Consider the following 26060-nt stretch of genomic DNA (forward strand, 5'->3'; position numbering starts at 1 on the left):
TCGCTGGGTAGCTACGTGTGGTCGGGATAAGTGCTGAAAGCATCTAAGCATGAAGCCCCCCTTGAGATGAGATTTCCCTCTGCTTCGAGCAGATAAGATCCCTCAGAGACGATGAGGTTGATAGGTCCGAGGTGGAAGCGTGGTGACACGTGGAGCTGACGGATACTAATGGATCGATGACTTATCTATATGAAAAAGGCGAAAGCGACTGGTCAAATCCGACTGGCTAAGCAAACATTCGTAAAGGCTGTTTTTTTCAGTCTTGAAGAAGGTGTGCTTAGAACAGCGAGGATTTAGGAGCTGCAGCCGGACTGAACTTCGTGAATGATGTTTAATCAATAAATGTTTCCTTATCCGGTTTTGAGGGTTCACCTCAAACTTTATATCGATGTGGTAGTGAAGGCGAAGAGGTCACACCTGTTCCCATGCCGAACACAGCAGTTAAGCTCTTCAGCGCCGATGGTAGTCGGGTTTACCCCCGTGAGAGTAGGACGCCGCCACATCACTCAAACCCTTCAGGATTTTCCTGAAGGGTTTTTTCTATTTTATTTTTCCATCAATCGTAAACAAGTGAATGTTCATGGGGTTCTAATGATTTCTAAGCAAAGCGTGTGCCTTCAGCCCCTTTTTTATAATACAACCAGAGTCTTTAGTCACGAATTCGTGCCATCTGCCTGCTGTGGTGTTTAAAGGAAGCGATAAACGGTTATCTCCACATTGTGAGTTCAAATCTAGTTTGGAGGTATGAACATGAATCGATTTACAATTCCCCGAGATATTTACTTTGGTGAAAATGCTCTTGAAGTACTGCAGGACATCAAAGGTAACCGGGCACTCCTTGTTATTGGCGGAGGCTCCGTTAAAGAAAATGGCAATCTGGATACAATTAAACAACATTTATCTAAAGCAGATATAGAAACGAAGGTTATTGAAGGAATTACAGAAGAACCGTCTACGGATTTAGTAAACAATCATCTGGAAGAAGTGAAGAACTTTGGACCGGATTGGATTATCGGTATTGGCGGAGGTTCTCCTATGGATGCTGCCAAAGCCTTGTGGATTTTCTATGAACATCCAGACCTTACGTTCCAGGATGCGATGCAGCCATTTAACCTGCCAGCTCTAAGAGAGAAGGCAAAGTTTGCAGGTATTCCTACCACAAGTGGTACAGCTTCTGAAATCTCCAACCTATCCGTGATTACCGAATCAGAAACAGGAGTGAAGTATCCACTCGCTGATTTTGAGCTGACTCCTGATCTTGCGGTGATTGATCCGGTAATGGTTGAATCCATGCCGAAACGCGTAACCGCCTATAGTGGTATGGACGCTGTGACACACAGCATTGAGGCGTATGTGGCTAAGCCAAGAACGACCTTCACGGATGCATTGTCCATTGAGGCACTGGAGACGTTGAATCAGCATCTTCTGTCTTCCTATAAAGATGATCAGGATTCCCGTGAAAAAGTCCACTATGCACAAGCGATGGCAGGAATGGCTTTTGCTAATGCTGTTCTTGGGAATGTTCACAGCCTGGCTCATAAAAGTGGACCTACGTTCGGTGTTCCGCACGGTTGTGCAAACGCGATCTATCTCCCATATGTCATCCAGTTCAACCGCAGTGTAGTTGAGGACCGATATGCGGCTCTGGCACGGCGGATCGGCCTTTCCGGTCAATCTGATGCCGAACTTGTTGACCGCTTGATCGAGTGGGTGCGCAATCTCAATAAAGAGATGGGTATCCCAAATACACTAAAAGACTTTGGTGTAGAGGAAGAGTTGTTTAAAGAGCACGTGGATCAAATGGCCGCCAATGCTGTAGAAGATCCATGTACAGGCACCAACCCACGTGAAACATCTGTAGAGCAGATGAAACAATTGTTTGAAGCCGCTTATTATGGTAAAGATGTCAATTTTTAATCAATGAGAAACGCCCGGTCAATGACCGGGCGTTCAGCTTGTAGAGAAACTCCTGTTTCTTTACAAGCTTTTTTCTTTCTTACCGCCAGGAGCGGGAGCCCCTTCCCTTTCCGCGGACGAGCGCCCGAGCTTCCTCGCAAAAACCACGCTCGCCGATCTCGGCCCACTCGTTCTTCCGCAGGAGTGGAAGGGGCGCCGCTCCTTGGGGATTCCTTAAATTCGAAAAAGACGCTTCCCCCAGCACAGCTGGATGGAAGGCAGTCTTTTTCATATTCTGGCAGGCAGCCGTCATCAGCGCCTGTGCTTTCCCTTTTTCTGTTCCACGCAGGCGGCATTCATCCACCGATAAGAGGAAAGTAACCCTTTACACGACAAATGGACAGCTCTAACTGGTTAACACAGGCTTTTTCTACAGCTAAAACGTCCGGTCAATGATCGGGCGTTTTTATTTGGGAACGGAAATGATCCATCCATGAACATTTGAAAGTGTGGTAAAATATAGGCGGAAGGATACATACATATGGAACCCAGGCAATGAAGGAGCGTTTGAAATGGTTCAGTTTGAAAGAAAGCGCAATACATTTTGGAATTGGAAGTATGCTGTACTGCTGCTGCTTCTCCCTCTTGGATTTTATCTTGTTTCCCTGAGAGAAGGAATCGGAGAAATCCAGCACATGATCTTTGTGGTCCTTATTATCTGGCTGGCTATTGCAGGCGTTTTCGGTTTAACTAACAGGTGGGACCGGCTCCAGGTGTACGGATATTTGTACCTTTTCAGCAGTCTATTATTCTCTTTCCTCGGACTTGTTTTTATTTGGTAATTCCGGTTGTATTTTCATAGATTCCTCGTTATACTGATTGGGAGAATATATGTTCGGGGTGATCATCATACAACTGACGAGATGGAGTTATTCACGTAGGAAAATGGTCCGCGGATATTTTGATAAGTTCCCACATTCAACCGTATACTTCAGAAGAATACGGCGCTTCTATATTATTTATATGGTCGATTGGCATGAGCTGGATCCGGTCATCACGCCTGAGGATCGTGAAGGGATGCAGCTGCTGATCAACCGTGAGCTTGGACGCGAGGAAGAATATAATCAAAGAAAGTCGAGAAAAGGCTGACCTTTTCTCGACTTTTTTTATCAGCCCATTGATTCCCAAGCGGCATGCATACCTGCAACCCGACCGGTGACCATAGCTGACGTAATGTTGTATCCTCCTGTATAGCCGTGGATGTCCAATACTTCTCCGCAGAAATAAAGACCCTGCATGAATTTCGACTGCATCGTATTTGGAACGATTTCCTTAATCGATACACCGCCTCCCGTAACAAAGGCTTTTTCAAGAGGCTGAGAGTCATGAACATGTACGGTAAAGTGTTTCAGCAGCTGAACGAACTGGTGAAGCTGCTGGTTGGACAGGTTCGCTGCTTTGTCTTCACGATCAATTTCGGACTGATCGAGTACATAATCCAGCAGACGCTCAGGTACCATCCCTTTGACTATATTCCGAAAAGCCTTTTTGGGCTGGTCCTGCATGGTCTTCTGCAGCTCGTCCAACAGAGACTGCTCATGCTGGTCTGGAAGAGCGTCAATCTCCACCTGGACAGGGGAGTGCCCTTTCATTAATTCTTTCACTACATACTGAGAGCAGCGTAGAACAGCCGGTCCGGAAAGGCCAAAGTGAGTGAACAGCATATCCATCCGGTGGGTAATGATTTTCTTCCCTTTCGGATTTAAAACAGATACGTTCACGCCTCGCAGGGAAAGTCCCTGCAGGGTTTTCTGTGTAATCACAGGATCTTTGGAAAGCAGGGGAACTTCGGTTGGAAAGAGCTTCGTAATTGTATGGCCTGCTTTTTTCGCCCATGCGTAGCCGTCTCCTGTAGACCCTGTATGTGGGACTGCTTTTCCACCAGCGGCAATGACGACCGCATTCGTTCGAATTTTTTCTTTGGACTTCAGAATGATCTCGTGTTCGTTCTCCCCGTAGTGAATGGCTTCTACAGGTGTTTCTTTTCTTACCTCGATATTCAACTCATCCATTCGGTTCAAAAGAGCCTGGACAACATCCTTGGCCTTATTACTGACCGGAAACATCCGGCCGTGATCCTCTTCCTTGAGAGCGACTCCAAGCCCCTCGAAGAAATCGATGATATCGTAATTGTTGAACACGGAGAAGGGACTGTAGAGAAATTTCCCGTTTCCCGGGATATGCTTAATCACTTCCTCCTCTGGAAGACGGTTCGTAACATTACAGCGTCCACCTCCGGAAATGGCCAGCTTTGTGCCCAGTTTCTTCCCTTTTTCAATCAACAGGGTACTTACACCCTGTTCGGCAGCTGCGATGGCTGCCATCAGCCCGGAAGGCCCGCCGCCAATGACGGTTACATGGTAATTCATAAATGTCGTTCCTTTCTTATCTCATTCGTTCCTTGTTTATCCTCTATCTATGATAAAATAGATGAGGTCGATTCTACAATAAAATTGAAGGTGAAAAGCGAATTATGTCAAAAATACTTAAAGGTACCATGTTATTGACTGCAGGAACGTTCTTGTCCAAGTTCCTGGGAATGATTTATACGGTTCCGTTTGAAAATATGGTGGGAACAGAAGGAACGGATCTGTTTTCCATTGCTTATGTTCCTTACAGCATCCTGCTCAGCTTATCGAGCATGGGGGTACCTGTTGCGGTTTCCAAGTTTGTATCCAAATACAACTCGCTTGGAGATTATGAAACAGGGCAGCGGATGTTAAAAGCGGGCCTGACCCTGATGTCTATTACCGGAGTCATCGCGTTTTTAATGCTGTACTTCTCAGCTGAACAGGTAGCCATATGGACAATCGGTCCGGATTCTGAACGCCTCGGTCATGCGACGATGGTCATTCAGATGGTCAGTTTCGCCTTGCTCGTAATACCACCGATGAGTATTACAAGAGGTTTCTTCCAGGGCCACGAATCGATGGCTCCGACGGCGGTCTCACAAGTCGTTGAGCAGATCGTACGGATTGTCTTCCTCCTGGCCTCTGCGTTTATCATTGTCCAGGTACTTGGTGGACCGATCCACCAAGCTGTCGGGTTTGCAACCTTTGCCGCCTTTATCGGAGGGATTGCTTCCTGTATCGTTCTTTATGTGTATTGGAGAAAACGAAAGCCGTTCCTGGAAAACCAGCTGCAGGCCCAGGAATATACGTACGGCTTGTCCAATAAGGAAATGTTTAAGGAATTGTTCACATATGCCGGCCCTTTCATTCTGGTCGGAATTGCCACGCCTTTATACCAGCTTGTCGACCAGTTCACTCTGGAGAAAGCAATTAAGGCGTCAGGCGCTGAATATAACAATGCCTTTTCGATCATTAATTTTCTAAGTCACAAATTAATTATGATTCCCGTAACCCTCGGACTTGGATTATCACTGGCCCTGCTTCCGGCAATTACCCAGGCGTTTACGAAAAATGAGATGAGCCGGTTGAACAAGCAGATTAATCAGGCTCTGCAGATTGTTGCCCTGTTGATCATACCAGCCGTTGTTGGTTTATCAGTCGTCGCTTGGGAAGCGTACGCGACGTTTTACGGCGTGGATCATATTGAATACCGCGGAGATCTCCTCAGATGGTATGCACCGGTAGGCCTGTTCCTTGCTTTATACACGGTCACTTCTTCCATTCTTCAAGGAGTGAACAAGCAGAATTTTGCTGTGGTCAGTCTTGGTACAGGAATTCTGCTGAAAATCAGCCTGAACTGGTGGCTTATCCAGCTGCTGGGTGCCAAAGGCGCGATTTTAGCTACAGGAATTGGTGTGGCTGCAGCCGTCGGGCTCAATTTCTGGCGGATATTTACGACCATCGAATTTGCTTATAAACAGCTGCTGAAGCGGACGCTGCTTGTTGTGATTTTGACAGCCGTCATGGCCATTACGGTCATTATAGTCAAATGGCTGCTCGGTTTTGTATTTGACCCAACTGAAAACCGCCTGCATGCTCTGATTGTATTGATACTCAGTATAGGGGCCGGCGGGATCGTCTACTTGTGGACGGCCTACAAGACGACACTGCTTGAACATGTACTGGGCGGAAGAGTCCGTGTGCTCAATAAGTTCTTGAAGCGCAGCTAAGGAGGAATAGGATTGAGAATTGATAAACTGCTCGCCAATATGGGATATGGAACTCGTAAAGAAGTGAAAGGCCTTTTGAAAAGCGGCCATGTCCGCATCAATGGCGAACCGGAAAAAAGCCCGAAAAGCCATGTGGATCCTAACGAAGATTTAGTGACCGTTATGGGAGATGAAGTGGAGTACCGGGAATACATCTACTTGATGATGAACAAACCTGGTGATCTGATATCCGCTACTGAAGACCCGCATGAAACAACTGTCATCGATATTCTCCAGCCGGAGGATATCGTCTTCGAACCTTTTCCTGTCGGGCGGCTGGATAAGGATACAGAAGGTCTGCTGCTGATAACGAATGATGGGCAGTTGAACCACAGGCTGACATCTCCGAAAAAAGATGTAGGTAAAACATACTTTGCCCGGATTGAAGGGAAGGTTACAGAGAGTGATGTGGAGAAATTCTCTGAAGGGGTTACCCTGGATGATGGCTACCATACCAAGCCGGGCGATCTGGTGATTCTCTCTTCTGATGAATTTTCGGAAATTGAACTGACGATTACAGAAGGCAAGTTCCATCAGGTGAAGCGGATGTTTGAAGCTGTCGGGAAAAAGGTCGTGTACCTGCAGCGGATTAAAATGGGTGAACTGGTTCTTGATGAAGAGCTGGAGCTCGGAGAATACCGTGAGCTGACGGATGAGGAACTGGAGTATTTGAGGAAGATCACAAACCTCTAAATTCGAGAATAAGAAAAAAACACCCGGTCCACGACCGGGTGTCATCTATATAAGAAGAGATAATGATTCAATTATGAAATTTTGACCCTCTTTTCAGTGATTGTCCACCTTCCACGGTGTGGACTGGCTACAAGCCCATTGTATTCCAGAATGCTTAAGTCCCTCTGCATTGTGCGATCAGTGATACCAAACTCATCTGCTAACTCATTTGTCGAGACTGTCCCTTTTTCTCTAATATAAAGGTAGACAGCTTTGATTCGGTCGAGCATACGTGATGATGGATGATTCAAAAAACCACTCCTTAATCGTCATTATATGGAACTTGTGATGCCAATGAATCTCTGAATTTGGTTTCATTCTACAATAATGAAAGGTATCGTGCTACTATAATCCCCTCAATTTACAGATTATTCACCTAATTTACAGATTATTAAAGATCGGAGGTATAAAATTGTACTTTTTCAGGAAAATTCTTTTAAAAATGGTAAAGGTCAATAATCTTGTTCTTTTTTCAGCAAGTGCAGGCCTGCTGTTTCTATCCAGTATTTTGATCGTTTTCGTGGAAAATGATACCTTCCCGACATTATTTGATGGGTTCTGGTGGGTCATGACCACTGTAACGACTGTCGGATACGGGGATTACTACCCTGTCAGTGCCGGAGGAAGGCTTATTGCCATCTTTTTATATGTCTTTGGGATCGGCCTCATAGGAATTGTGATTGGAAAAGTCGTCGATAGTCTGGCCATTTATAGAAAAAAGCGACTGGAAGGTGATATTGTGTATAAAGATGAAGGACATTTTGTGATTATCGGCTGGTCACAAAAAGCAGAATATGCGGTGAGGGAAATGATGGACACGCATGAAGACTGTGAAATCGTACTGATTGATCAGCTTCCAAAAGCTCCGCTGCTCACTGAGAATATTTACTACATAAAAGGGGAGGCCGGAGACCAAAAGACACTGGAAAAAGCCAACATTACAAAGGCGGAAGCGGTGCTGATATTTGCGGATGATCAGATGACCAGCAACCAGATGATTGACGGTAAAACCCTCCTTATTGCATCATCGGTGGAGAATCTGGCGCCGGGGGTCCACACCATTGTGGAAATCATGGAAGAAAAGCATATTAAGAACTTTAAGCATGCACAGGTGGATGAGTTCATTGTTTCCAGTGAAACGATCTCTTCTCTTGCTGTCCGGGCGGCGTTTAGAAAAGGGGTTTCGGAAATTTATGGACAACTCTTGAAGCGTTCTGTCGGGGAAGATCTCTTTTATATTCCAACCCGGTCGGAATGGACAACGTACCGGGACGCTTTTCAAAACCTTCTATCAGAAGGAGCCACTCTCATCGCAGACCGGAATGATCTGGCGATTAATCGAAAGCTGGATGAACGTATTCCAGCGGAGGCCGAACTCTATGTCGTTTGTGATAAAACAACCTATGACACCATCGTTTCCAAAGGAGGACAATCATGAATTTCAAACAACTCAGTGAAGATTATCTGGACTCGTTCGTCCAGCAGGCTGGTAAACTGATCAGCATCCCAAGTGTTTACACAGAAGATGAAGGGACACCATTCGGACCTTCGATACAGGAAGCCTTGTCTCATATGCTGGCTTTAGGGGAAAGAGACGGTTTTGTGACGAAGAACATCGACGGATATGCCGGCCATATTGAATTTGGAGAAGGAGACGAAATCATTGGTGTGCTCGGCCACCTTGATGTGGTTCCTGCCGGGGAAGGGTGGACTTCTCCGCCCTTTGAACCTGTTGTAAGAAATGAAAGGCTGTATGGGCGGGGAGCCCAGGATGATAAAGGACCTGTGATGGCTGCTTATATGGCAATGAAAATGCTGAAGGACCAAGGGTTTATCCCAAGGAAAAAAATACGGCTCATCCTAGGAACAGACGAAGAGCGGGACTGGCAGGGAATGGCTCATTATTTTAAGAAGGAACCAATGCCTGCAGCAGGGTTTACCCCGGATGCTTCTTTTCCAGTGATCCATGCTGAAAAGGGGCTGCTGGATGCTTATGTTACCTATCCCTCCGAATCAAGCAGGGAAGGGGAGGCTGCCCTTTTGAACGTGAAAGGCGGAGGTCCTTTGAACATGGTGCCCGATGAGGCGGTCGCTGAAATATCGGGAGACATCCGGGCTGCTTTTGAAGCTTATGTTAAGGACGATCAAGAGAAGGCATATCTGGAGGAAAAAGAAGAGTCTGTAAGGATAGTGTTTAAAGGGAGAGCGGCTCATGCGAGCCGGCCGGAGACAGGGAAAAACGCGCTGACCGATCTGCTTGGTTTTTTAAAAACGCTTCCTCTCCCTGCTTCCGACCAGGCGGCTGCCGAACATCTGCACGCCAGTTTTAAAGATACGAATGGGCGGGGACTTGGATTAGAGATTAGTGATGATGTGTCTGGTCCATTAACGTCAAACTTGGGTTCTCTTGAGAAAACAAACGAAGGCTGGAAGGCCGGGGTGAACCTTCGATATCCAGTAACGGCTGATGCCGATCAGGTTATCAGAGAGCTGCATACGGCGTTGGAGAGAAACGAAGGGAAACTTGAGATTTATGATCATCTTGCTTCTATCCACCTCGAGAAAGAGGACCCTTTTGTGCAGACATTGTTGACGGTGTATAACGATGCCACGGGGGAGAAGGCTGAAGCTTTATCCATTGGAGGAGCTACTTACGCCCGGGCTTTGAAAACGGGTGTAGCTTTCGGAGCGATGTTTGCTGACAGCCCGGATACAGCCCACCAGGCAGATGAGCACGTGCGGCTCCAGGACATGGTCAAGGCTATGGCAATCTATGCAGAGAGTCTATACAGGCTCACAAAATAAAACTTCACTTCCATCCATTGGGGGAGGTCAGCAAAAGGGACCCTCTCCGGTGTAGGACTGGCTTTCCTGCTCGCAATGGGTCTTATACTATTTTTAACCGAGTACGACTGGTATTTATGCAAGTACGGCAGCACAAGGAGTCTCTATGGATTTGTATATCCCGGCAGGTTTGTTGTTTGTGCTGGAAATTGCACTGACTGACGTGCGTGCTGCGGCGGTGAAAAATGGACATGGTAACGCCGTATTCACTTTTCTCGGAGGGGTTTTTATCGACTGGCACAGCGAAGCTTTTATGTACGGCATTTTCTCTTTAGTAACGTGTGGGGGGACAGCGCTGTTATTCGTACTCAGACATCAAATAAATTTATCCAGAGCGGAGGCCTGCTTATGAACAGCCATTATTTCGTGGGTATTCAAGTACCGAGGGAACTTGCCGGGCATTTGTCCAGCTGGCAGCATACTCTCCAGAAGCATATGCGTTACAAAGTATGGACGAATGCAGAAGACTTTCACGTGACTCTAAAGTTTTTAGGAGCGGCATCCGATGAAAAAATAAACAGGCTCATGTCCATGCTCCAGCAGCAAAACCTGCCGGATGCATTTTCCACAACTGTCGGCCCGGCCGGTGGTTTTGGTCATCCGGAAGCTCCGAGGGTTTTTCTTGCAGAGGTGGAGAAGCCTCCCGGTCTGGTAAAGCTGTATAAGCGGGTGGAGGAGGCGGCAGCTGCGTCGGGCTGGGAACGGGAAAAAAGAGATTTCCACCCCCATATAACGCTTGCGAAAAAACAGGCGGAAGGACGGTCACCGCTTTCACTCAGTCACGTTCCCGCCGTTTTTCAACAGCAGTTTTCCATCATGGTGGAACGCATCACCCTGTACAGAATCCACCCTGGTGAAAATCCGAAGTATAAAGACGTGTTCACCATTGATTTGTAAAAGTAGGGATAACAATGGCTCAATTAATTAAACTGAATGATTATATATCCAGATATCATGTGAATATGTATCAGTATCCTGCACAGTTTATCCGGTTAAAACAGGAAAACTGGCAGAAGATGCGCACCCTTTATGAGAGGGGACAGCTTGACTTTCAAAGCGAATCAGCCGTCACGGATGAAACGGAAATCGAAAAAATCCCGTGGTGGAAAGCGTTGTTCCGGGAGAAGAAGGTGGAACAGCCGGTTGAAGCGGCCGCCCCTTTAGAAAGCCGGAAAACCCCGCGGTCCTTGAGGGAGTTAAAGCAGTATTATCTCGATGGTCTGCTTCCGTTTCAATTGAAATGGGCAACCACAACGCTCCAGAATAAGTCCTTTTTACATCCGTCCTATCAGGAGGATGCATCCCTTTCCTTCTATCTTCAACGCTTTCCGGATACCTATCTGCTCATGTACGATCCTGTGGCTCAGCTGAGAAATACGGATTTGGAAATCGATCATATCCTGATCGGTCCAAACAGCCTGGAATTGATTACATCCCTTCCGGCGCGCGCTGGTGAAACCGCTTATGTCTTGTCTGAGCACACGTGGCTTTTGGAAGACGGGAATATTCAGAGGAAAGTCCCGAGTCCTTTAATTTCGCTAAAGCGGACAGAAACTTTCGTGCGCAGTGTTTTAAAAACATATGACATTGACTTTCCCTATACCAAAGTCGTCCTATCCCCTCAATTGTCGTTTGAAAAAATGCAGGAGCCTTACGAGACGTTCTATATCGGAGATAAAGAGTACAATCGTTGGCTGTATGAGAAAAGGCAGATGCGCACACCTTTGAAACATAAGCAGTTGAAAACAGCAGAAGCCCTTTTGAAGCACTGCCGGACAAGTGCTGTCAAACGAGCAGAATGGGATACAGAAGACTCTTTGGAAGAATAGGAATCACGGAGTTGATGTGAGTTGATTTTGATGGTTATAACCGTCCCCGCTCTTTTTCATAGCCGTCACGGTTCAACGGCTGTGATGGATTAGGATATATGAAAAAATCCTGCAGCCGGTGACCCTATTAACCGCACGATTCCCTTCCTTTATATCCGTAGTAGATGTGAAAAGCAGGGAATGGACAGCCATTCGACTTACAGGGAGTGGGCGTATGTATATCCTGATTGTGAATCCCGCGGCAGGAAACGGCCGGGGGTTGAAGCTTTTCAAACAGCTTAAAAAAACTAAGGAATACCATAGACAAAACATCCGGACATTTTTCACAAAGGCCTCAGAAGGGGCGGAAGCGCTGGCGGCGGAGCTGTCAAAAATAGAGGCCCCTTCCTTGAAAGCCTGCCTGGTCCTTGGAGGGGACGGCACCCTTCATGAAGTGATCAATGGCTGGAAGCCGCAGGGGCGGGTTCCCATCTGTTTTTTACCGGCCGGTTCAGGGAATGACTTCGCAAGAGGGCTGGGTGTAAAGGCAGGAATCCTGCCCTTATTTAAAGCGGTTCTCCGTAATCCGGAGGAGCATCATGTTTATCTTGGAAACTACCGTTTGCCGAAGGGGGAAGAAAGAACCTTCTTGAACAATATCGGAATCGGTTTTGACGGGGCTGTGGCCTCTTATGCAGACCGTCCGGCTTTTAGGGTATGGATGCGCCGGCTTCATTTAACGAAGTGGATCTACCCCGCTGCTCTCATTTGTGCTCTACCGTCTTTCAAGCCCTTTGAGGTGGAAGTGAAGCTGGATGGTCAGGCACCTGTGATGGAAAAAGTGATGATGATTACGATGACCAATCACCCTTATTTCGGAGGCGGTATGAAATTGGCTCCCCGGTCTGATTTTCAACATCCGCGCATGTCGGTCATACTCGTTCGAGCTCTGTCCAAACAGAAACTGCTCACTCTATTCCTCAGCGTTTTTATAGGAAAACATACAGCATTGAAGGAGGTTGTGGAGTGGGAGGCAGACACGGTGCACATCCGTACAAAGCATGAAACGTTTTTCCAGGTCGACGGCCAGCCTTCCCGCTCAGATGAATGGCTGATGAAGAAAGCGTCATCAAAAACGACATTCCTCAGCAATTCATAGATATCTCTTGAAACTTTACAGATCAATGAGTTAATCTATTCTAAGGTGACTATTGAATCGGCAGGGTATATTTCGAATAATGACAAAAGTACGGTATACTGAATGAATAAAGATGTGATTCAATCACAAGAGGATTTGAGGAATTGAAGGTGAATTGGTTGGAACATATACTCGGTAGTAATTGGACAATAACACCAGCAGGCGGTTCAACAGGGGAAGCTTACTATGCCCAGACAGATGAGAAGCGGCTGTTTTTAAAACGCAACTCTTCACCTTTTTTAGCTGTCCTGTCTGCAGAAGGGATCGTTCCTAAGCTGATCTGGACCAAAAGGCTGGAGAACGGGGATGTCATTACTGCCCAGGAATGGCTGGACGGGCGGGAGTTAAATCCAGAAGAGATGAAACACCCGAGAGTCGCAGCCCTGTTAAGTAAGATTCACCATTCCACTGAGCTGCTGGATATGTTAATGAGACTGGGTAAGCATCCTTTAACCCCTGATGAAATACTTTTGGACATTAAGGAAAATCAGAAGGTTCTTGATAAGGTGGACCCGAGGATAGAAATTCATCAGGCCGTCAGATACCTTGAGCAGGAAGTTTGGAATGTTCAGCATGATGTTCACGTCGTCTGCCATTGTGATACAAATCATAATAACTGGATGTTATCAGCAAGAGATCACCTTTATCTGATTGATTGGGATAACGCTATGGTAGCTGATCCGGCTTTGGATCTTGGAATGCTTTTATATAACTATATCCCTGAGGATTATTGGGAAACGTGGCTGAAGGAGTATGGCATCCAGCCGGATTCCCATATGTTCCAACGGATGAAATGGTATTCCATCTCCCAGGCTCTTTCTTTTATCCAGTGGCATCAAATGCGGGGCGAATATCATGAATCCTCCGTACGAACGGAAAAGTTAAAAACCATCATGAAGCAGCATGGAATTATATAAACGTCCAATAGAGGGAAAGCTTATGCCGCCGCGGCATAAGCTTTTTTTGACGGCTTCGAGAACATCCAAAGGATCAATTTTCCAAACAGGCGGGTATCGTTGAGGTATCAGTCATTGGGAGGGGTATGATATGGAGAAAAACGTACTCGTGTCAGGTGGAAACCGCGGCCTGGGTTTTGAGGCATGCCGTCAGCTGTCAGAAGCAGGGTTTAAGGTATGGCACGGAGCCAGAAATGAGGAGAAAGGGAAGGAAGCGGCCTTCCGGCTTCAGGAGGAGGGACTCGACGTCCAGTTTATTTTCCTTGATGCTGCCCAGCCGGATAAGATGGATGCAGTGAGGGATAAAATTCTTGAAGAGGACGGCCGGATCGATGCCCTGATCAATAATGCCGGCATCTTCCCGGATAAAAAAAGTTCCATTCTGGACATTGACGCGGTCACCTTTGAGGAAATTCAACTTGTGAATTATTTTGGTCCTTATTTTCTCATGAGCAGCCTTATGCCTGTGATGCTTGAGAATAATTATGGCCGGATCGTTAACGTTGCCGCAGAGATAGGGGTCAGCCGGGCGATGGACGCTCCAATGGCCGGCGCCTATAAAGCGTCCAAGTACAGCTTGAATGCCTTGACGAGGTTGTTTGCAGGAGCAGCACGCCGGAAGAACGTGAAAGTGAACTCCGTAAGTCCCGGCTGGGTGAAAACGGACCTTGGAGGAGAAAAGGCAGAGCGGGAGCCGGAAGAGGCCATGGAAGGGATCTTATGGCTTTCGCAGCTGGAGGAGGATGGTCCGACAGGGAAATTCTTCAAAGACAAGGAGGAGCTTGAATTTTAATGGGCTGTCAGCCTTAATGAAAAAAACACTGCCCTTAGGCACGGCCACTTAAAAACGGAGATTCTTGAAAGGTAAAGGTCAAAAATGTGGAATGCCATGGAGTATTTTATCCATGTCATCCGCTTTTTTTATTTTCAGGAGGCATATCCTTTCTATTCCTTCATTCGTTTCACATTCGCTGTAGTAATCACAATGGCGGATTGAAGGCGCATACTTTTAAGACCCGGAGATGAGGCTGCCTCATTTCCGGGTCTTTATGTATTTTTTCATTGTACAAAAAAAGAGTGATGTTCTTTTATCATTAAAAGAACATCACTCTTTTTAGGTGGGACGCCGTTGATTCCACGAAGAGCGTCCGATGGTGACGCCCGTAGCAGGCATCCATCGACATGCGGTTCGTGAGAATCAACAACCACCTTTACCCAGGCAGGAGTTATTCAACGGCCTCCCCTTAGGCAGCGGTTTTTTGTGTGGCTGGTGTATATTTAAGCTTTTTCGCTTTCACTTCTGCACTCATAAGTTCAGACATCTTTTCAAACGGATACACAAACAGGGCATAGCCTGCGAATAGAACAGAGAAGACGGCCAGAACAGATACTTCAAAAAGTTTTGTCATCAATTTCATAGCTTTCTCATCACTCCCGTTCAGTATTGATCAACACGATATTCATCATAAATTAGGAAGCGCTTACAACCCAACCCCCTAATAACGGTAAATTTTACGTTATACACGGAGCAGACGTTCTGAAGAAGATATAGAGGAAGAAATGGCTTTAATCATCACGAATTGTCCGGAATACGTACAGATACATCAAATATAGAAAAAGATTTTCAATTTTCCGGGCTTCATGGTACCATTTTATCGATAAGAAGGAGGAATTCCATACATGCGTTTAAGAAATAAACCCTGGGCGGACGATTTTCTAAGCGAAGAGGATCAGATTGTCGTTCAGGACCCGTTTGCACAAAAGGGAAGCTGGAAGGCGTTATTTTCCCACCCTGAACAGCCTCTTCATTTGGAAATCGGATCAGGAAAAGGTCAGTTTATTGCCGGCATGGGTGTCCAGCATCCGGAAATCAACTTTATCGGCATTGAATTCGTAAAGAGTGTCATTGTCGGTGCGGTGAAAAAAGTCAAGGATGCGGAGACAGAGAACGTTCGGATGGTTAATGAAAATGCTAAAGATTTGACTGATCTGTTTGAACATAATGAAGTCGATCATATTTATTTGAACTTTTCCGATCCCTGGCCGAAAACGAAACATGAAAAGCGGAGGCTGACCTTCCATACGTTCCTTTCTCAATACGAATCCGTTCTCAAAGAAGAGGGCAGGGTGACGTTGAAAACGGATAACAAAGGATTATTCGAATATTCACTTGTCAGTTTTTCTGAGTACGGCATGATCCTCGAAGACGTATCTGTCGATCTGCATGCAGATGAGGATCCATTGAATGTTACGACGGAATATGAAGAGAAATTTTCAGCAAAAGGACAGCCGATTTACCGGTGTACAGCAAGGTTCACAACTTGATAGCGTTTTCAAGAGCTCTAGTTATTATGATAAACTAGAGCTATCTTTATGTAAGGGGTGATGAAGGTGGAAAAGCTGTCAATCGGTAAAGCTGAGCTGACCTGGCTGGATGGAGGAGTAACCCATCTGGACGGAGGGGCGATGTTTGGTGTCGTACCAAGAGCGTTATGGAGCAAAAAGTATCCAGTAAACGATAAAAACCAAATTGAACTTCGGACAGACCCTATACTTGTAGAGTTGGAAGGGAAGCGTATGCTCATCGACTCTGGTATTGGAAACGGGAAAATGAGTGAAAAACAGAGGCGTAATTTCGGAGTGTTTGAAGAATCCAAAGTAGATGAAGGACTTCAAGCGTTCAACCTGACACGTGCGGATATTGATTATGTTTTGATGACTCACCTTCATTTCGACCACGCCTGCGGTCTAACCCGCTGGGAGGGAGAAAAGCTTGTCCCTGCTTTTCCTGAAGCTGTCATTTATACAAGCAGGACGGAATGGGAGGAAATGAGGAATCCGAATATGAGATCCATCAATACATATTGGGAGGATAACTGGAAACCCGTGGAACATCAGGTCCATACGTTTGAGGACAGCCTGGAGGTTGTTCCCGGACTGCGGATGATCCACACAAGCGGTCATAGTGACGGCCATGCGGTTCTTGTGTACGAGGAAGGAGAGCACGTTTGGATCCATATGGCTGATTTAATGCCTACTCATGCCCATCAGAATGTACTGTGGGCTCTCGCATATGATGATTATCCTGTTACATCTGTTCATGAAAAGAAGAAATGGATGGAATTTGGGTATGATAAAAAAGCCTGGTACACGTTTTACCACGATGCCGTTTACCGAGCGCTGAAATATGACCATGAGGGCAATATCATCGATCAGGTCGAACAGAAAAAGCACCATTACACATAAAAAATACCCTCTCTGCAGAGGGTATTTTTATAAGTTACGCTGTTGTTTCGGCTACATCGACGATCGTGCCGGTGTCTGTATCGATATAAAATTCGAATTGAGAGGTTTCCCCGTCCTGGTTCTTGGAGATGCCGCCTCGATACACATCATAGTTGATGCCGTTTTTATTCAGTTCCTCCGGCTTCATGTAGATCCATGAGCCGCTGATCGGCCCTTGTTTCTTAAAGGCTTCTTTTGCGATTTTCAATGCCTTTTCAGGAGTAACATTCTGACTGCTGCTGATTTGTTCTTTTACAATATAACCGGCCAGTGCTCCTACACCTGCGGCTATCGCGACTTTTTTCCAATTCATTAACCAATCACCTCACAACTAGTTTCTAGTGTCCAGTATACTAAATATTCCCGTTAAAAGAAAATCAAAACTCATTTGAGCGGCGGATTTGTAGAAACGTTTTCACAATTCCGTTAAAATGAAAACAGATGGAAATAAAGGAGATGTACATATGAACCAAGAAACCCAAGATCTTTTCAAAACGTTGACGGAACTGCCGGGTGCACCTGGTAACGAGCATCTGGTCCGCCAATTTATGAAGGAAGAATTAGAAAAGTATTCCGATGAAATCGTTCAGGACCGCCTTGGCGGTGTGTTTGGAGTGAAGAAAGGAAAGGGGCCGACGGTTATGGCTGCCGGCCATATGGATGAAGTCGGCTTCATGGTCACTCAAGTCACCGAAAACGGGATGATTCGTTTTCAGCCGCTTGGAGGCTGGTGGAATCAGGTTCTTTTGGCCCAGCGTGTTCAAGTGGTGACAGACCGGGGTCCTGTCGTAGGTGTCATCGGATCCATTCCCCCTCACAATTTGACGCCGGAACAACGCAAAAAGCCGATGGAAATCAAAAACATGCTGATTGATATTGGAGCGGATAATAAAGAAGACGCCAGGGAAATCGGGATCAAGCCCGGGCAGCCAATTGTTCCAATCTGTCCGTTTACACCGATGGCTAATGAAAAGAAAATCCTTGCGAAAGCCTGGGATAACCGATATGGCTGTGGTCTTTCCATCGAACTCCTGAAAGAGCTTCAAGGAGAAAAGCTTCCGAATGTCCTTTATTCAGGCGCCACCGTCCAGGAAGAAGTGGGGCTGCGTGGGGCACAGGTGGCAGCCAACATGATTCAACCCGATATCTTTTATGCAATGGACGCTTCACCGGCCAATGATATGAGCGGGGACAAAAAGGAATTCGGTCAGCTCGGTAAAGGAGCGCTTCTGCGTATTCTGGATCGTTCCATGGTGACGCACCGTGGAATGAGGGAATTCATTCTGGATACAGCAGAGACCCATGATATTCCATACCAGTATTTTGTTTCCCAGGGCGGAACCGATGCCGGACGGGTGCATATGGCGAATGATGGAGTTCCATCTGCAGTCGTTGGAATCAGCTCCCGGTACATCCATACCTCCTCTTCCATTATTCATGTGGATGATTATGCGGCAGCCAAAGAACTTCTTGTGAAGCTTGTCAAAGCGTCGGACCAATCCACCGTTGATGAAATCCGCCGCAACGTATAGATTACCAAAAAGTCACACTTGCTGATGTCAGCGGGTGTGACTTTATGCTAGAATGATAGGAACTAAAGAATTCAAGGACCTTGAAAGAATACAAGTGAGAAGGAGAAAGGTGCCTGTTATGTTGAAGATTTATGTAGGATCAAAGAACCCTACGAAGGTTGATTCGGTGAAGAGGGTGTTCCCGGAAGCCGAAGTTGTGGGGATGGAAGTTGAATCAAAAGTGGCAGCGCAGCCCTTTTCTGATGAAGAGACCTTGGAGGGCGCCGTCAATAGAGCACGCGAATGTGCGTCGCACCATAAATCTAAAATGGGCATCGGCCTGGAAGGCGGAGTCATGGAAATCGAAGATGATCTCTACCTTTGCAACTGGGGCGCGCTTGTAGATGAAAAAGAAAACGTCTACAGTGCAAGCGGAGCCAGAATCCGACTGCCGGACGAGGTGAAGGCAGGACTGGAAAAAGGAAAAGAATTAGGCGATGTCATGGATGAATACGCAGATAAGCACGATGTCCGAAAAAACGAAGGGGCCATCGGTATATTTACGAATGGTCTGATTCATCGAGAAGATATGTTCACTCACGTTGTCCAGCTTCTTAAGGGACAATGGGAATTTGATCAACAATAAATGGACGGGGATCCCCCCGTCCATTCTTTTATGTCAGGAGCCGTTTTCTTAGGAGAACGGCTCCATCTTTTTTACTCATAAATATAAGAAAGGACCTCAACAGCCTGATCAATAGTTTCTACTGTTACATCCGCCTGATTGGAGAGCTCCTTTAACGGATGGACGAGGGACTCCGGTCGGATCAGGATAAGTGGTCGGCCTGCCTGAACAGCCGCTCCTGCATCCATGGCTGTATTCCATTGTTTATAGGATTCACCGAAATAGGCGATGACAGCATCCGCCTTATTTAATAAAACTCTCGTGCGGAAGTTGTTGATGGAAGAGGCAGCATCGTCTCTTGCCACTTGACCAGGTTGTTCACCAAGAATGTTTTCCCCAATATCGTCGGACCGTGCATGATTTTCCTGAGGGCCGACAAAAGTCAAAGGCAGCTGCTTCTCATCCGCCTTTGATTTGATTTCCCTGCGCCAGTCATCGTGGATCTGGCCGGCTAAGTATACGGTAAGTTCCATAATGATCCCTCCCAAAATTTTCTTCCTTTTCAGTATGAGAGAGAAGGCTGTCCAAGTCCAGTGACAGCTCTCTGTCGGGAACTTCGCTTTTCCGCCTGGATCCCATGCGTGGGCTTTCAAAGAATCTACGTCCAACGGACACACCTCTTCCTTCCGCTCATAAGAAGACTCTTCTAAATCTGTTCTGACTGTCCCAAAGTCGATATTCCTGCAAAAAGCAGCAGGAAGCCATAATAGAACTCAACTCTTAGGAAGACAATAGAAACCCAGCCTTTTAGGAGTGTTAGTAAAGGCCTTGTGGAAATGTGTGGAAAAGTGTCTTTACACATGTTTTATATCAGTGTATAATCTTTTCGGTAAGACAGGAGGTCAGGAAATGAAAAAGTTTTTAATTAAAAAAGGAGTGCATATTTCAGTTCAAGCCTATTTCATAACGGCCCTCAGCTACATGGCTCTCGGACTTTTTTCTTCATTAATCATTGGGTTGATTATGAAAACCATTGGTGAACAACTGGATTTAGGGATGTTCTCAGCTTCTCTCATAGATATGGGAACCTTCGCGATGGATACAAAAATATGGGGAGGCGCCATAGGGGCTGCAATAGCCTACGGGTTGAAAGCGCCACCGCTCGTAATCTTTGCTGCCTTATTCAGCGGAGCTTACGGGGCTGAGCTCGGAGGACCGGCCGGCAGTTATGTTGCCGCTCTTTTTGCAGCCGAATTTGGAAAACTTGTTAGTAAGGAAACGAAAATTGATATTATCCTCACTCCTTTTTCTACGATTCTAGTGGGATATTTCATCGGTGTGCTGATTGGTGCCCCTATCGGAACGTTTATGACCGGTCTGGGGGAAATCATCAACTGGTCCACGCAGCAGCAGCCGTTGTTAATGGGAATTCTTGTGGCGGTTCTCATGGGTCTGGCGTTAACCGCACCCATCTCCAGTCTGGCCATCGCTCTCATGCTTTCTCTGGAAGGAGCAGCAGCTGGAGCGGCTACTGTCGGCTGTGCGGCTCAGATGATTGGGTTTGCCGTAACCAGCTATAAAGATAATGGATTTGGAGGCGCACTTGCCCAGGGCATCGGTACATCCATGCTCCAGGTTGCCAATGTCGTAAAAAAACCGCTGATCATTCTTCCGCCGACGTTGGCAGGAGCACTGCTGGCTCCTGCAGCAACGGTTTGGCTGTCGATGGAAAACAATGCAGCCGGAGCCGGTATGGGGACGAGTGGTTTTGTCGGTCAGATTATGACTATTGAGACGATGGGGCTTTCACTTGAAGTTGGACTCGTCATTCTTTTCCTGCACTTTATAGGACCAGCCGTAATCAGCTACGGTTTCTATTACTGGTTTTCCAGAAGAGGGTGGATTCAGCCTGGAGACATGAGAATTGAATATGAGTGATCCTGTGCTAGAATAGCGGAGGAGGTGTCCTTATGATTACATTAGAATCTGATCAGCAATTAAAAGAATTAACAGAGAATGAATCTGTTATTTTACTCTTTTCTGCGGACTGGTGCCCGGACTGCAGAGTGATTGAGCCATTTCTTCCTGAGCTCGAAGAAAACTATTCCGACTGGACATTTGTCTATGTAGACCGGGACCAATTCATTCACGTCTGCGCCGAACATGACATTTTTGGAATTCCGAGTTTCCTGGCCGTCCGTGATGGTGAGGAAGTCGGTCGGTTTGTAAGTAAAGACCGTAAGTCGAAAGAAGAAATTGAAGCATTCTTAACGAAAGTTTCCAGTTAAGCCGAAGACAGGCTGTGCAGATGGCGCAGCCTGTCTGCTTTTTTTACCATTGAGATGTGTGTATAATGGAAGGGTATGCAAATCGAAGAGAAATCAAGGACATGATCCTCTTTCTTCCCACGTAAAAGGAGGAAAACCAATGAAAATGACAAGTATTAAAATGAAGAAGAAATTAGAGGAACGGCTGGCCCGTGATGAGTGGAAAGCTACCTTCAACAGAGATAAAGACACGTTCAGAATTGAATGGGCACAATCTGGAAAAGGAATTACCATCACCCTCCCCAACGTCATATCCAAGTATGAGGCGCGCGGGGAAGAGGCTCTTGATGAGCTTGAAGACCATGTAACAGAAGCGCTCCGGGTGATGAAAGAAGATCATAAGCTGACAGGGAAGGAACAGCATATCTTTCCTGTTATTCGTGCGGCTTCTTTTCCGACGGAAACAGAGCAGGGGAAAAAGCTCGTTTATACAGAACATACGGCCGAAACCCGTATTTATTATGCCCTTGACCTTGGTAAATCCTATCAGCTGATTGATGAGGATATGTTGAAAAAAGAACAATGGGACATAGACAGAATCCGGGAGATTTCCGGATTTAACGTCCGGTCGCTGGAGACCAACCTGAAACAGGACACGGTCTATGGCAATGATTTTTATTTTCATTCCGCCGGGGACGGGTATGACGCAAGCCGGGTTCTGAATGAAGCTCTGCTGGAAAAACTGAAGGCGGAGGCCAAAGGGGAGCTGGCAATCAGCATTCCGCACCAGGATGTTATCATTTTTGCGGATGTTCAAAATCCAGAGGGCTATGATATATTAGCTCAGATGGCTATGAAGTTCTTTGCCGAAGGAACGGTCCCTGTAACTTCTTTGAGCTTTCTTTATGAAGATAAACAATTGGAGCCGATTTTCATCCTGGCTCAGAAAAAACCGAAAAAGGACCGAAAGGAAGAGTAGATCATGCACGTATTTTACAACAAGCAAGGAATTGGAGACGTTTTACTTATTCCCGTTAAGGAAGGCAGCCGTGACGAAATTAAACAGGAATCCTATGGTGACGTCGTGAAAATCACGGACAAGAGAGACGGATCCCTGCTTGGATACAACATCTTCAACGCATCCAAGTACTTCAATATCGAAGGTCAGGGCAAGATCCGCTTAACGGAAGAGGTTCTGGCTCCAATCAAGGATCTTTTCACACAAAATGAATTAAATGATGTACTTGACTTCGATCTCAGCCCCAAGTTTGTCGTAGGGTACGTAAAAGAAAAAGCCCCTCATGAAAATGCGGATAAATTAAGCGTATGTCAGGTGGATGTTGGGAATGAAACCCTTCAAATCGTCTGCGGAGCGCCTAATGTAGACGCAGGACAGAAGGTGGTTGTAGCGAAAGTTGGAGCCGTCATGCCGGGTGGAATGAAGATTAGGGATGCGAAGCTTAGAGGCGTTCCTTCTTCAGGGATGATCTGTTCCGCTAAGGAACTCAATCTTCCCGATGCTCCTGAAGAAAAAGGTATTCTGGTATTGGATGATCAATATGAGACAGGACAGACGTTTGAATTGGAATAACGCTGTCTAAAAGCAAAGCAGCCGGTCTGCTTTGCTTTTTTTGATTTAAAAGTCATTTTTAAAGCGATTGTAAACCAAACACTCCTGTAAACCTGTTAAAATATAAGGGAATCAGCATTATGATTTAAATTGGAAAAGAGTGTGAACTGAAATGTGGAAAGACATAAAAGATAAAATGAAACGCTTGTTTGAACAGGAAGAAAACGACGTAGAAGAAGCGGCTGTACATAAAGAAGAAAGAAAAGAAGTCAACGCTAAAACAAAAATGACCTATCGATACCCTAAGCAGGGGGAATTTCGATTTCCTGTGATTCCAGATCAGCCCGGCGAGCGCGAAGAACGGCGGGAAAATGAACCGCGCGTGAGGGGTGAGCGCAGGCATCATGTCCAGGAAGAACAGTCTGAAGTGGAACAACGACCGCAGAGAAGGAAAAGGAAACAACCGGAACAGGAAGAATCGAAAGAGACGCTTGAAACGACGTCCAATCCTTTCACCCCTACCGATGTTCCTTCACCTATTTTCGGATACCAAACCAGGCAGATGACGAAAGGCCTGCAGAAGCTGGAGTATACTGTAGAGGAAAACTCCAAACCGGAATTTTATACAGGATCCTATGAGGAGAAGAAATGGCAGGATTTAAGGGAAAAGCTGAGGGAACGTGTCCAGGTCGGAAAGAAAGGGCCGGACGACAAGCCGGCACCTGAGGACGAACCGGAAGGACAGCAGGAAGGCGCGGCTTCTCTTGAAATGGAAGCCCGTGTCCGGAAGGAGCTATTAAGCGGAAGCGAAGAAGCTTCGTTGATCAAAGACTCCTCTCATGATGAAATTGGCGAAGAGCCGGTACCGGCAGAAGAAGCTGATAGCGTTCCTGAACAACATCCAGGAATGAACCACGATGAACAAAATGAAACGCTGGATCCAGACCTTGAGGCAGACGCTGATTCGACGGAGGACGAAGGCGAATCTCTTACAAAAGAAGAGGAAGAGGTTGTATCCGATCAGCCTGAGGAAGAAACCTATCGATACCGTCTGCAGGATATTTTTGAACAGGAAGACCGAAGCAATGAAGATTCCAGAGACGATCACACGGATCAGGTGCAGGTGGAAGATGAACCTCAAGAAGAATCGGAATATGAAGAACCCCCTGCAGGAGCGCATGAAGGCCGTTCTTCAGAAGAAGATGTCCCATCGGAACCTGCTTTGGACAGTGGGGAGGAGAAAGAAACGGATCTCCTCGCTTTCGAAGACCCGCAAAACCCGGAGCTTACAGATACAGAGGAAGAGACCCATCAGGATGGTTCATTGGCAGAGGATGCCTCCGAAGAATTTCTTGAATGGGAAACGGCTGAAGAACACCCAGAGGCGGACGAAGCCGGGCAGGATGCGGTGCAGCAAATAGAGTCCCCGCTTTCTGACGAAGAACCCGCGGGAGAATCTTTATCTGATAACCAAGACTCTGAAACAGAGAAGAGTAGTAAGGTTGAGGAGCCTGTGGAGGAGTCCGGGGACGAGCCGTTAAGTGCAGGGGATACCGAAGAGGCACCACGGAAGTCCTCTTCAAGGAGAAGCGTACCATTTAATGTGCTTATGACACCGAGAGATAAACGCACAAGAGACCACCAGAAAGCAGAAGCTCCTAAACAGGAGGAATCAAAGCCGGAGGAGCCTCAAAAAGAAGAGACCCCGGTGGCGGCTCAGGAAGAAAAAGCAGACAACAGCAGCTCTGAATACGTGCGCAGTGATTATCAGACCCCGCTCCATCTGCTTGAAGATCCTGTTCGTCCCTCCACGGATGATGACAGCTGGATTACGGGGCAGATGGAACTGCTTGAAACAACGCTGCGACATTTCCATGTCCGGGCGAATGTGGTCAACGCTATGAAGGGACCTTCCGTCACACGTTTTGAAGTTCAGCCGGAGCCGGGCGTGAAAGTAAGCAAGATCACCAATCTTGCTGATGATATAAAACTGAGCATGGCTGCAAAGGATATACGTATAGAAGCTCCGATTCCAGGAAAGCAGGCGGTAGGTATTGAAGTTCCGAACAAACAGCCGCAGATGGTGGGACTGCAGGAGATTTTTGAGGACGAATCCTTTTCTCAGGAGCAATCCCCGCTTTCTGTCGGTCTCGGTCTTGATATCGGCGGCGAATCTATCGTGACCAACCTTAAGAAAATGCCCCACGGGTTGATTGCAGGGGCTACAGGTTCAGGAAAGAGTGTGTGTATCAACACCATTCTCGTCAGCTTGTTATACAAAGCGCACTATGATGACGTGAAGTTCCTGCTTATTGACCCTAAAATGGTTGAGCTCGCGCCATACAATGATCTGCCTCACTTAGTGGCTCCGGTCATTACAGATGTAAAAGCAGCCACGACAGCGTTGAAGTGGGCCGTGAAAGAAATGGAAGAACGTTATGAGAAATTTGTAACTGAAGGTGTCAGAGATGTGGAGCGGTATAACGATAAGATGATCAAGCAGGGACGGGCTTCTGAAAAGCTGCCGTACCTTGTCATTGTCATTGATGAACTTGCCGACTTGATGATGGTCTCCCCTCAGGACGTCGAGGATGCGATCTGCCGGATTGCTCAGAAAGCACGTGCCTGCGGGATTCATCTCCTGCTAGCCACCCAGCGTCCATCGGTGGATGTCATTACAGGCCTTATTAAAGCCAACATCCCAACAAGGATTGCATTCAGTGTTTCCTCCCAGGTCGATTCCCGTACCATTATCGACTCTTCCGGAGCAGAGAAGCTGTTAGGGAAAGGGGATATGCTGTTTGTGGAGAATGGCTCAGGCCAGCCTGTCCGGATCCAGGGCGCTTTCGTATCGGATGATGAAATTGAGCGTGTCACAAGCTTTGTGAAGAAAATGGCTCCTCCGCAGTATCTGTTTCATCAGGACGAATTGATCAAACAGGTATCCACCGAAGAGGAGACGGATGAACTGTTTGATGAAGCGGTTGATTTCGTCCTTGCTCAAAACGGAGCCAGTGCCTCCTTGATTCAGCGCCGTTTTAAAGTCGGTTATAATAGAGCCGCCCGTCTCATTGACCAGATGGAGGACTATGGAATCATTTCTGAGCAGAAGGGCAGCAAACCAAGGGATGTCCTTCTGACCAGACAGCAGATTGAAGAAATAATGGACTAAAATTTTGGATATTGGT

General features: G+C 46.6%; 28 protein-coding genes and 2 rRNA genes. 24 read left to right on the forward strand and 6 right to left on the reverse strand.

All coding sequences use genetic code 11. From position 1 onward, the window contains the following. The 3 genes from GLV97_RS13940 to GLV97_RS13950 all read left to right on the forward strand — a co-directional run. A 23S ribosomal RNA gene (locus tag GLV97_RS13940) occupies positions 1-189 on the forward strand; the annotation flags it as partial. A 200-nt stretch (positions 190-389) separates the two neighbouring features. Then, positions 390-503 (forward strand): 5S ribosomal RNA (gene rrf, locus GLV97_RS13945). A 247-nt stretch (positions 504-750) separates the two neighbouring features. Continuing rightward, entirely contained in the window at positions 751-1917 is a 1167-nt protein-coding gene (locus GLV97_RS13950; protein ID WP_160889912.1) for an iron-containing alcohol dehydrogenase, read from the forward strand. 79 nt (positions 1918-1996) lie between these two features. On the opposite strand, the gene GLV97_RS13955 is transcribed toward GLV97_RS13950, so the two are convergent. Further along, positions 1997-2260: a hypothetical protein gene (locus GLV97_RS13955; protein WP_160836409.1), complete on the reverse strand. Its 264-nt coding sequence runs from the start codon at positions 2258-2260 to the stop codon at positions 1997-1999. Between the two features lie 208 nt (positions 2261-2468). On the opposite strand from GLV97_RS13955, the gene GLV97_RS13960 reads away from it, so the two are divergent. Together GLV97_RS13960 and GLV97_RS13965 are read left to right on the forward strand one after the other, a co-directional pair. Further along, the gene (locus tag GLV97_RS13960) at positions 2469-2738 is read left to right on the forward strand and encodes a hypothetical protein (RefSeq protein WP_160836408.1); all 270 of its coding nucleotides are present in this window, start codon (positions 2469-2471) and stop codon (positions 2736-2738) included. Between the two features lie 49 nt (positions 2739-2787). Continuing rightward, positions 2788-3045 (forward strand): hypothetical protein, encoded by a 258-nt coding sequence (locus GLV97_RS13965; protein WP_224870832.1) that lies wholly within the window; start codon positions 2788-2790, stop codon positions 3043-3045. A gap of 20 nt (positions 3046-3065) precedes the next feature. Here the strand turns inward: GLV97_RS13965 and GLV97_RS13970 are convergent, their stop codons facing one another. Next, positions 3066-4325: an NAD(P)/FAD-dependent oxidoreductase gene (locus GLV97_RS13970; RefSeq protein ID WP_160836407.1), complete on the reverse strand. Its 1260-nt coding sequence runs from the start codon at positions 4323-4325 to the stop codon at positions 3066-3068. A gap of 104 nt (positions 4326-4429) precedes the next feature. Here GLV97_RS13970 and GLV97_RS13975 point away from each other — a divergent pair, with 104 nt between their 5' ends. Then, positions 4430-6037 (forward strand): putative polysaccharide biosynthesis protein, encoded by a 1608-nt coding sequence (locus GLV97_RS13975; protein WP_160889913.1) that lies wholly within the window; start codon positions 4430-4432, stop codon positions 6035-6037. 12 nt (positions 6038-6049) lie between these two features. Further along, complete coding sequence (locus tag GLV97_RS13980; protein ID WP_160836405.1) at positions 6050-6769, forward strand: pseudouridine synthase; 720 nt, start codon at positions 6050-6052, stop codon at positions 6767-6769. 71 nt (positions 6770-6840) lie between these two features. Here GLV97_RS13980 and GLV97_RS13985 read toward each other — a convergent pair whose 3' ends face one another. After that, positions 6841-7038: a DeoR family transcriptional regulator gene (locus GLV97_RS13985; protein WP_373562364.1), complete on the reverse strand. Its 198-nt coding sequence runs from the start codon at positions 7036-7038 to the stop codon at positions 6841-6843. Positions 7039-7250: 212 nt separating this feature from the next. On the opposite strand from GLV97_RS13985, the gene GLV97_RS13990 reads away from it, so the two are divergent. From GLV97_RS13990 to GLV97_RS14025, 8 genes are all read left to right on the forward strand, one after another. Next, entirely contained in the window at positions 7251-8246 is a 996-nt protein-coding gene (locus GLV97_RS13990) for a potassium channel family protein (protein WP_237417229.1), read from the forward strand. Continuing rightward, positions 8243-9613 (forward strand): dipeptidase PepV, encoded by a 1371-nt coding sequence (gene pepV / locus GLV97_RS13995; protein ID WP_160836402.1) that lies wholly within the window; start codon positions 8243-8245, stop codon positions 9611-9613. The genes GLV97_RS13990 and pepV overlap by 4 nt, the downstream gene beginning before the upstream one ends. A 145-nt stretch (positions 9614-9758) precedes the next feature. Next, the gene (locus GLV97_RS14000; RefSeq protein ID WP_160836401.1) at positions 9759-10004 is read left to right on the forward strand and encodes a hypothetical protein; all 246 of its coding nucleotides are present in this window, start codon (positions 9759-9761) and stop codon (positions 10002-10004) included. Continuing rightward, a complete protein-coding gene (gene thpR, locus GLV97_RS14005; RefSeq protein ID WP_160836400.1) occupies positions 10001-10549 on the forward strand; it encodes an RNA 2',3'-cyclic phosphodiesterase in 549 nt (182 codons plus the stop codon). Before GLV97_RS14000 ends, thpR begins: the two co-directional genes overlap by 4 nt. Before the next feature lie 14 nt (positions 10550-10563). After that, positions 10564-11481 (forward strand): NERD domain-containing protein, encoded by a 918-nt coding sequence (locus GLV97_RS14010; protein ID WP_160840796.1) that lies wholly within the window; start codon positions 10564-10566, stop codon positions 11479-11481. A 214-nt stretch (positions 11482-11695) separates the two neighbouring features. Further along, positions 11696-12619 carry a diacylglycerol/lipid kinase family protein gene (locus GLV97_RS14015; RefSeq protein ID WP_160889914.1) on the forward strand — a complete coding sequence of 308 codons (924 nt, stop codon included), beginning with the start codon at positions 11696-11698 and terminating at the stop codon, positions 12617-12619. A gap of 158 nt (positions 12620-12777) precedes the next feature. Beyond that, the gene (locus tag GLV97_RS14020) at positions 12778-13575 is read left to right on the forward strand and encodes a phosphotransferase family protein (RefSeq protein WP_160836522.1); all 798 of its coding nucleotides are present in this window, start codon (positions 12778-12780) and stop codon (positions 13573-13575) included. 130 nt (positions 13576-13705) lie between these two features. Next, a complete protein-coding gene (locus GLV97_RS14025; protein WP_160889915.1) occupies positions 13706-14407 on the forward strand; it encodes an SDR family NAD(P)-dependent oxidoreductase in 702 nt (233 codons plus the stop codon). Positions 14408-14858: 451 nt separating this feature from the next. Here GLV97_RS14025 and GLV97_RS19830 read toward each other — a convergent pair whose 3' ends face one another. Then, complete coding sequence (locus tag GLV97_RS19830) at positions 14859-15032, reverse strand: hypothetical protein (protein WP_202410652.1); 174 nt, start codon at positions 15030-15032, stop codon at positions 14859-14861. 262 nt (positions 15033-15294) lie between these two features. On the opposite strand from GLV97_RS19830, the gene trmB reads away from it, so the two are divergent. Both trmB and GLV97_RS14035 read left to right on the forward strand, forming a co-directional pair. After that, positions 15295-15939: a tRNA (guanosine(46)-N7)-methyltransferase TrmB gene (gene trmB / locus GLV97_RS14030; protein WP_160836396.1), complete on the forward strand. Its 645-nt coding sequence runs from the start codon at positions 15295-15297 to the stop codon at positions 15937-15939. A 66-nt stretch (positions 15940-16005) separates the two neighbouring features. After that, a complete protein-coding gene (locus GLV97_RS14035) occupies positions 16006-16860 on the forward strand; it encodes a YtnP family quorum-quenching lactonase (RefSeq protein WP_160836395.1) in 855 nt (284 codons plus the stop codon). Positions 16861-16894: 34 nt separating this feature from the next. Here GLV97_RS14035 and GLV97_RS14040 read toward each other — a convergent pair whose 3' ends face one another. Further along, entirely contained in the window at positions 16895-17212 is a 318-nt protein-coding gene (locus GLV97_RS14040) for a PepSY domain-containing protein (RefSeq protein WP_027955101.1), read from the reverse strand. Positions 17213-17363: 151 nt separating this feature from the next. On the opposite strand from GLV97_RS14040, the gene GLV97_RS14045 reads away from it, so the two are divergent. Both GLV97_RS14045 and GLV97_RS14050 read left to right on the forward strand, forming a co-directional pair. Next, the gene (locus GLV97_RS14045; protein WP_160889916.1) at positions 17364-18431 is read left to right on the forward strand and encodes a M42 family metallopeptidase; all 1068 of its coding nucleotides are present in this window, start codon (positions 17364-17366) and stop codon (positions 18429-18431) included. A gap of 121 nt (positions 18432-18552) precedes the next feature. After that, a complete protein-coding gene (locus tag GLV97_RS14050; protein ID WP_160836521.1) occupies positions 18553-19056 on the forward strand; it encodes a DUF84 family protein in 504 nt (167 codons plus the stop codon). A gap of 71 nt (positions 19057-19127) precedes the next feature. Here the strand turns inward: GLV97_RS14050 and GLV97_RS14055 are convergent, their stop codons facing one another. Continuing rightward, positions 19128-19568, reverse strand: a complete 441-nt coding sequence (locus GLV97_RS14055) for a YtoQ family protein (protein WP_160836393.1) — start codon at positions 19566-19568, stop codon at positions 19128-19130. A gap of 376 nt (positions 19569-19944) precedes the next feature. On the opposite strand from GLV97_RS14055, the gene GLV97_RS14060 reads away from it, so the two are divergent. From GLV97_RS14060 to GLV97_RS20020, 5 genes are all read left to right on the forward strand, one after another. Beyond that, complete coding sequence (locus GLV97_RS14060; RefSeq protein WP_160889917.1) at positions 19945-20973, forward strand: PTS transporter subunit IIC; 1029 nt, start codon at positions 19945-19947, stop codon at positions 20971-20973. Positions 20974-21005: 32 nt separating this feature from the next. Beyond that, positions 21006-21323, forward strand: a complete 318-nt coding sequence (locus tag GLV97_RS14065; RefSeq protein WP_160840794.1) for a thioredoxin family protein — start codon at positions 21006-21008, stop codon at positions 21321-21323. A gap of 139 nt (positions 21324-21462) precedes the next feature. Continuing rightward, entirely contained in the window at positions 21463-22281 is an 819-nt protein-coding gene (locus GLV97_RS14070; RefSeq protein ID WP_160836390.1) for a DUF1444 domain-containing protein, read from the forward strand. Between the two features lie 3 nt (positions 22282-22284). Then, positions 22285-22893, forward strand: coding sequence for a YtpR family tRNA-binding protein (ytpR, locus tag GLV97_RS14075; protein WP_160889918.1), 609 nt, complete (start codon positions 22285-22287; stop codon positions 22891-22893). A 151-nt stretch (positions 22894-23044) separates the two neighbouring features. Continuing rightward, positions 23045-26044 carry a DNA translocase FtsK gene (locus GLV97_RS20020; protein ID WP_237418627.1) on the forward strand — a complete coding sequence of 1000 codons (3000 nt, stop codon included), beginning with the start codon at positions 23045-23047 and terminating at the stop codon, positions 26042-26044. The last annotated feature ends 16 nt before the right edge of the window (positions 26045-26060 follow it).

Source organism: Halobacillus litoralis (assembly GCF_009856355.1).
In the GTDB taxonomy this organism is placed as follows: domain Bacteria; phylum Bacillota; class Bacilli; order Bacillales; family Halobacillaceae; genus Halobacillus; species Halobacillus litoralis_B.

Excerpts from the sequence above, each read along its gene's own strand:
- GLV97_RS13950 (WP_160889912.1), top strand. The coding sequence starts at position 751 with ATGAATCGATTTACAATTCCCCGAGATATTTACTTTGGTGAAAATGCT.
- GLV97_RS13960 (WP_160836408.1), top strand. The coding sequence starts at position 2,469 with ATGGTTCAGTTTGAAAGAAAGCGCAATACATTTTGGAATTGGAAGTAT.
- GLV97_RS13965 (WP_224870832.1), top strand. The coding sequence starts at position 2,788 with ATGTTCGGGGTGATCATCATACAACTGACGAGATGGAGTTATTCACGT.
- GLV97_RS13970 (WP_160836407.1), bottom strand. The coding sequence starts at position 4,325 with ATGAATTACCATGTAACCGTCATTGGCGGCGGGCCTTCCGGGCTGATG.
- GLV97_RS13975 (WP_160889913.1), top strand. The coding sequence starts at position 4,430 with ATGTCAAAAATACTTAAAGGTACCATGTTATTGACTGCAGGAACGTTC.
- GLV97_RS13985 (WP_373562364.1), bottom strand. The coding sequence starts at position 7,038 with ATGCTCGACCGAATCAAAGCTGTCTACCTTTATATTAGAGAAAAAGGG.
- GLV97_RS13990 (WP_237417229.1), top strand. The coding sequence starts at position 7,251 with ATGGTAAAGGTCAATAATCTTGTTCTTTTTTCAGCAAGTGCAGGCCTG.
- pepV (WP_160836402.1), top strand. The coding sequence starts at position 8,243 with ATGAATTTCAAACAACTCAGTGAAGATTATCTGGACTCGTTCGTCCAG.
- GLV97_RS14000 (WP_160836401.1), top strand. The coding sequence starts at position 9,759 with ATGGATTTGTATATCCCGGCAGGTTTGTTGTTTGTGCTGGAAATTGCA.
- thpR (WP_160836400.1), top strand. The coding sequence starts at position 10,001 with ATGAACAGCCATTATTTCGTGGGTATTCAAGTACCGAGGGAACTTGCC.
- GLV97_RS14010 (WP_160840796.1), top strand. The coding sequence starts at position 10,564 with ATGGCTCAATTAATTAAACTGAATGATTATATATCCAGATATCATGTG.
- GLV97_RS14015 (WP_160889914.1), top strand. The coding sequence starts at position 11,696 with ATGTATATCCTGATTGTGAATCCCGCGGCAGGAAACGGCCGGGGGTTG.
- GLV97_RS14025 (WP_160889915.1), top strand. The coding sequence starts at position 13,706 with ATGGAGAAAAACGTACTCGTGTCAGGTGGAAACCGCGGCCTGGGTTTT.
- GLV97_RS19830 (WP_202410652.1), bottom strand. The coding sequence starts at position 15,032 with ATGAAATTGATGACAAAACTTTTTGAAGTATCTGTTCTGGCCGTCTTC.
- trmB (WP_160836396.1), top strand. The coding sequence starts at position 15,295 with ATGCGTTTAAGAAATAAACCCTGGGCGGACGATTTTCTAAGCGAAGAG.
- GLV97_RS14040 (WP_027955101.1), bottom strand. The coding sequence starts at position 17,212 with ATGAATTGGAAAAAAGTCGCGATAGCCGCAGGTGTAGGAGCACTGGCC.
- GLV97_RS14045 (WP_160889916.1), top strand. The coding sequence starts at position 17,364 with ATGAACCAAGAAACCCAAGATCTTTTCAAAACGTTGACGGAACTGCCG.
- GLV97_RS14055 (WP_160836393.1), bottom strand. The coding sequence starts at position 19,568 with ATGGAACTTACCGTATACTTAGCCGGCCAGATCCACGATGACTGGCGC.
- GLV97_RS14060 (WP_160889917.1), top strand. The coding sequence starts at position 19,945 with ATGAAAAAGTTTTTAATTAAAAAAGGAGTGCATATTTCAGTTCAAGCC.
- GLV97_RS14065 (WP_160840794.1), top strand. The coding sequence starts at position 21,006 with ATGATTACATTAGAATCTGATCAGCAATTAAAAGAATTAACAGAGAAT.
- GLV97_RS14070 (WP_160836390.1), top strand. The coding sequence starts at position 21,463 with ATGAAAATGACAAGTATTAAAATGAAGAAGAAATTAGAGGAACGGCTG.
- ytpR (WP_160889918.1), top strand. The coding sequence starts at position 22,285 with ATGCACGTATTTTACAACAAGCAAGGAATTGGAGACGTTTTACTTATT.
- GLV97_RS20020 (WP_237418627.1), top strand. The coding sequence starts at position 23,045 with ATGTGGAAAGACATAAAAGATAAAATGAAACGCTTGTTTGAACAGGAA.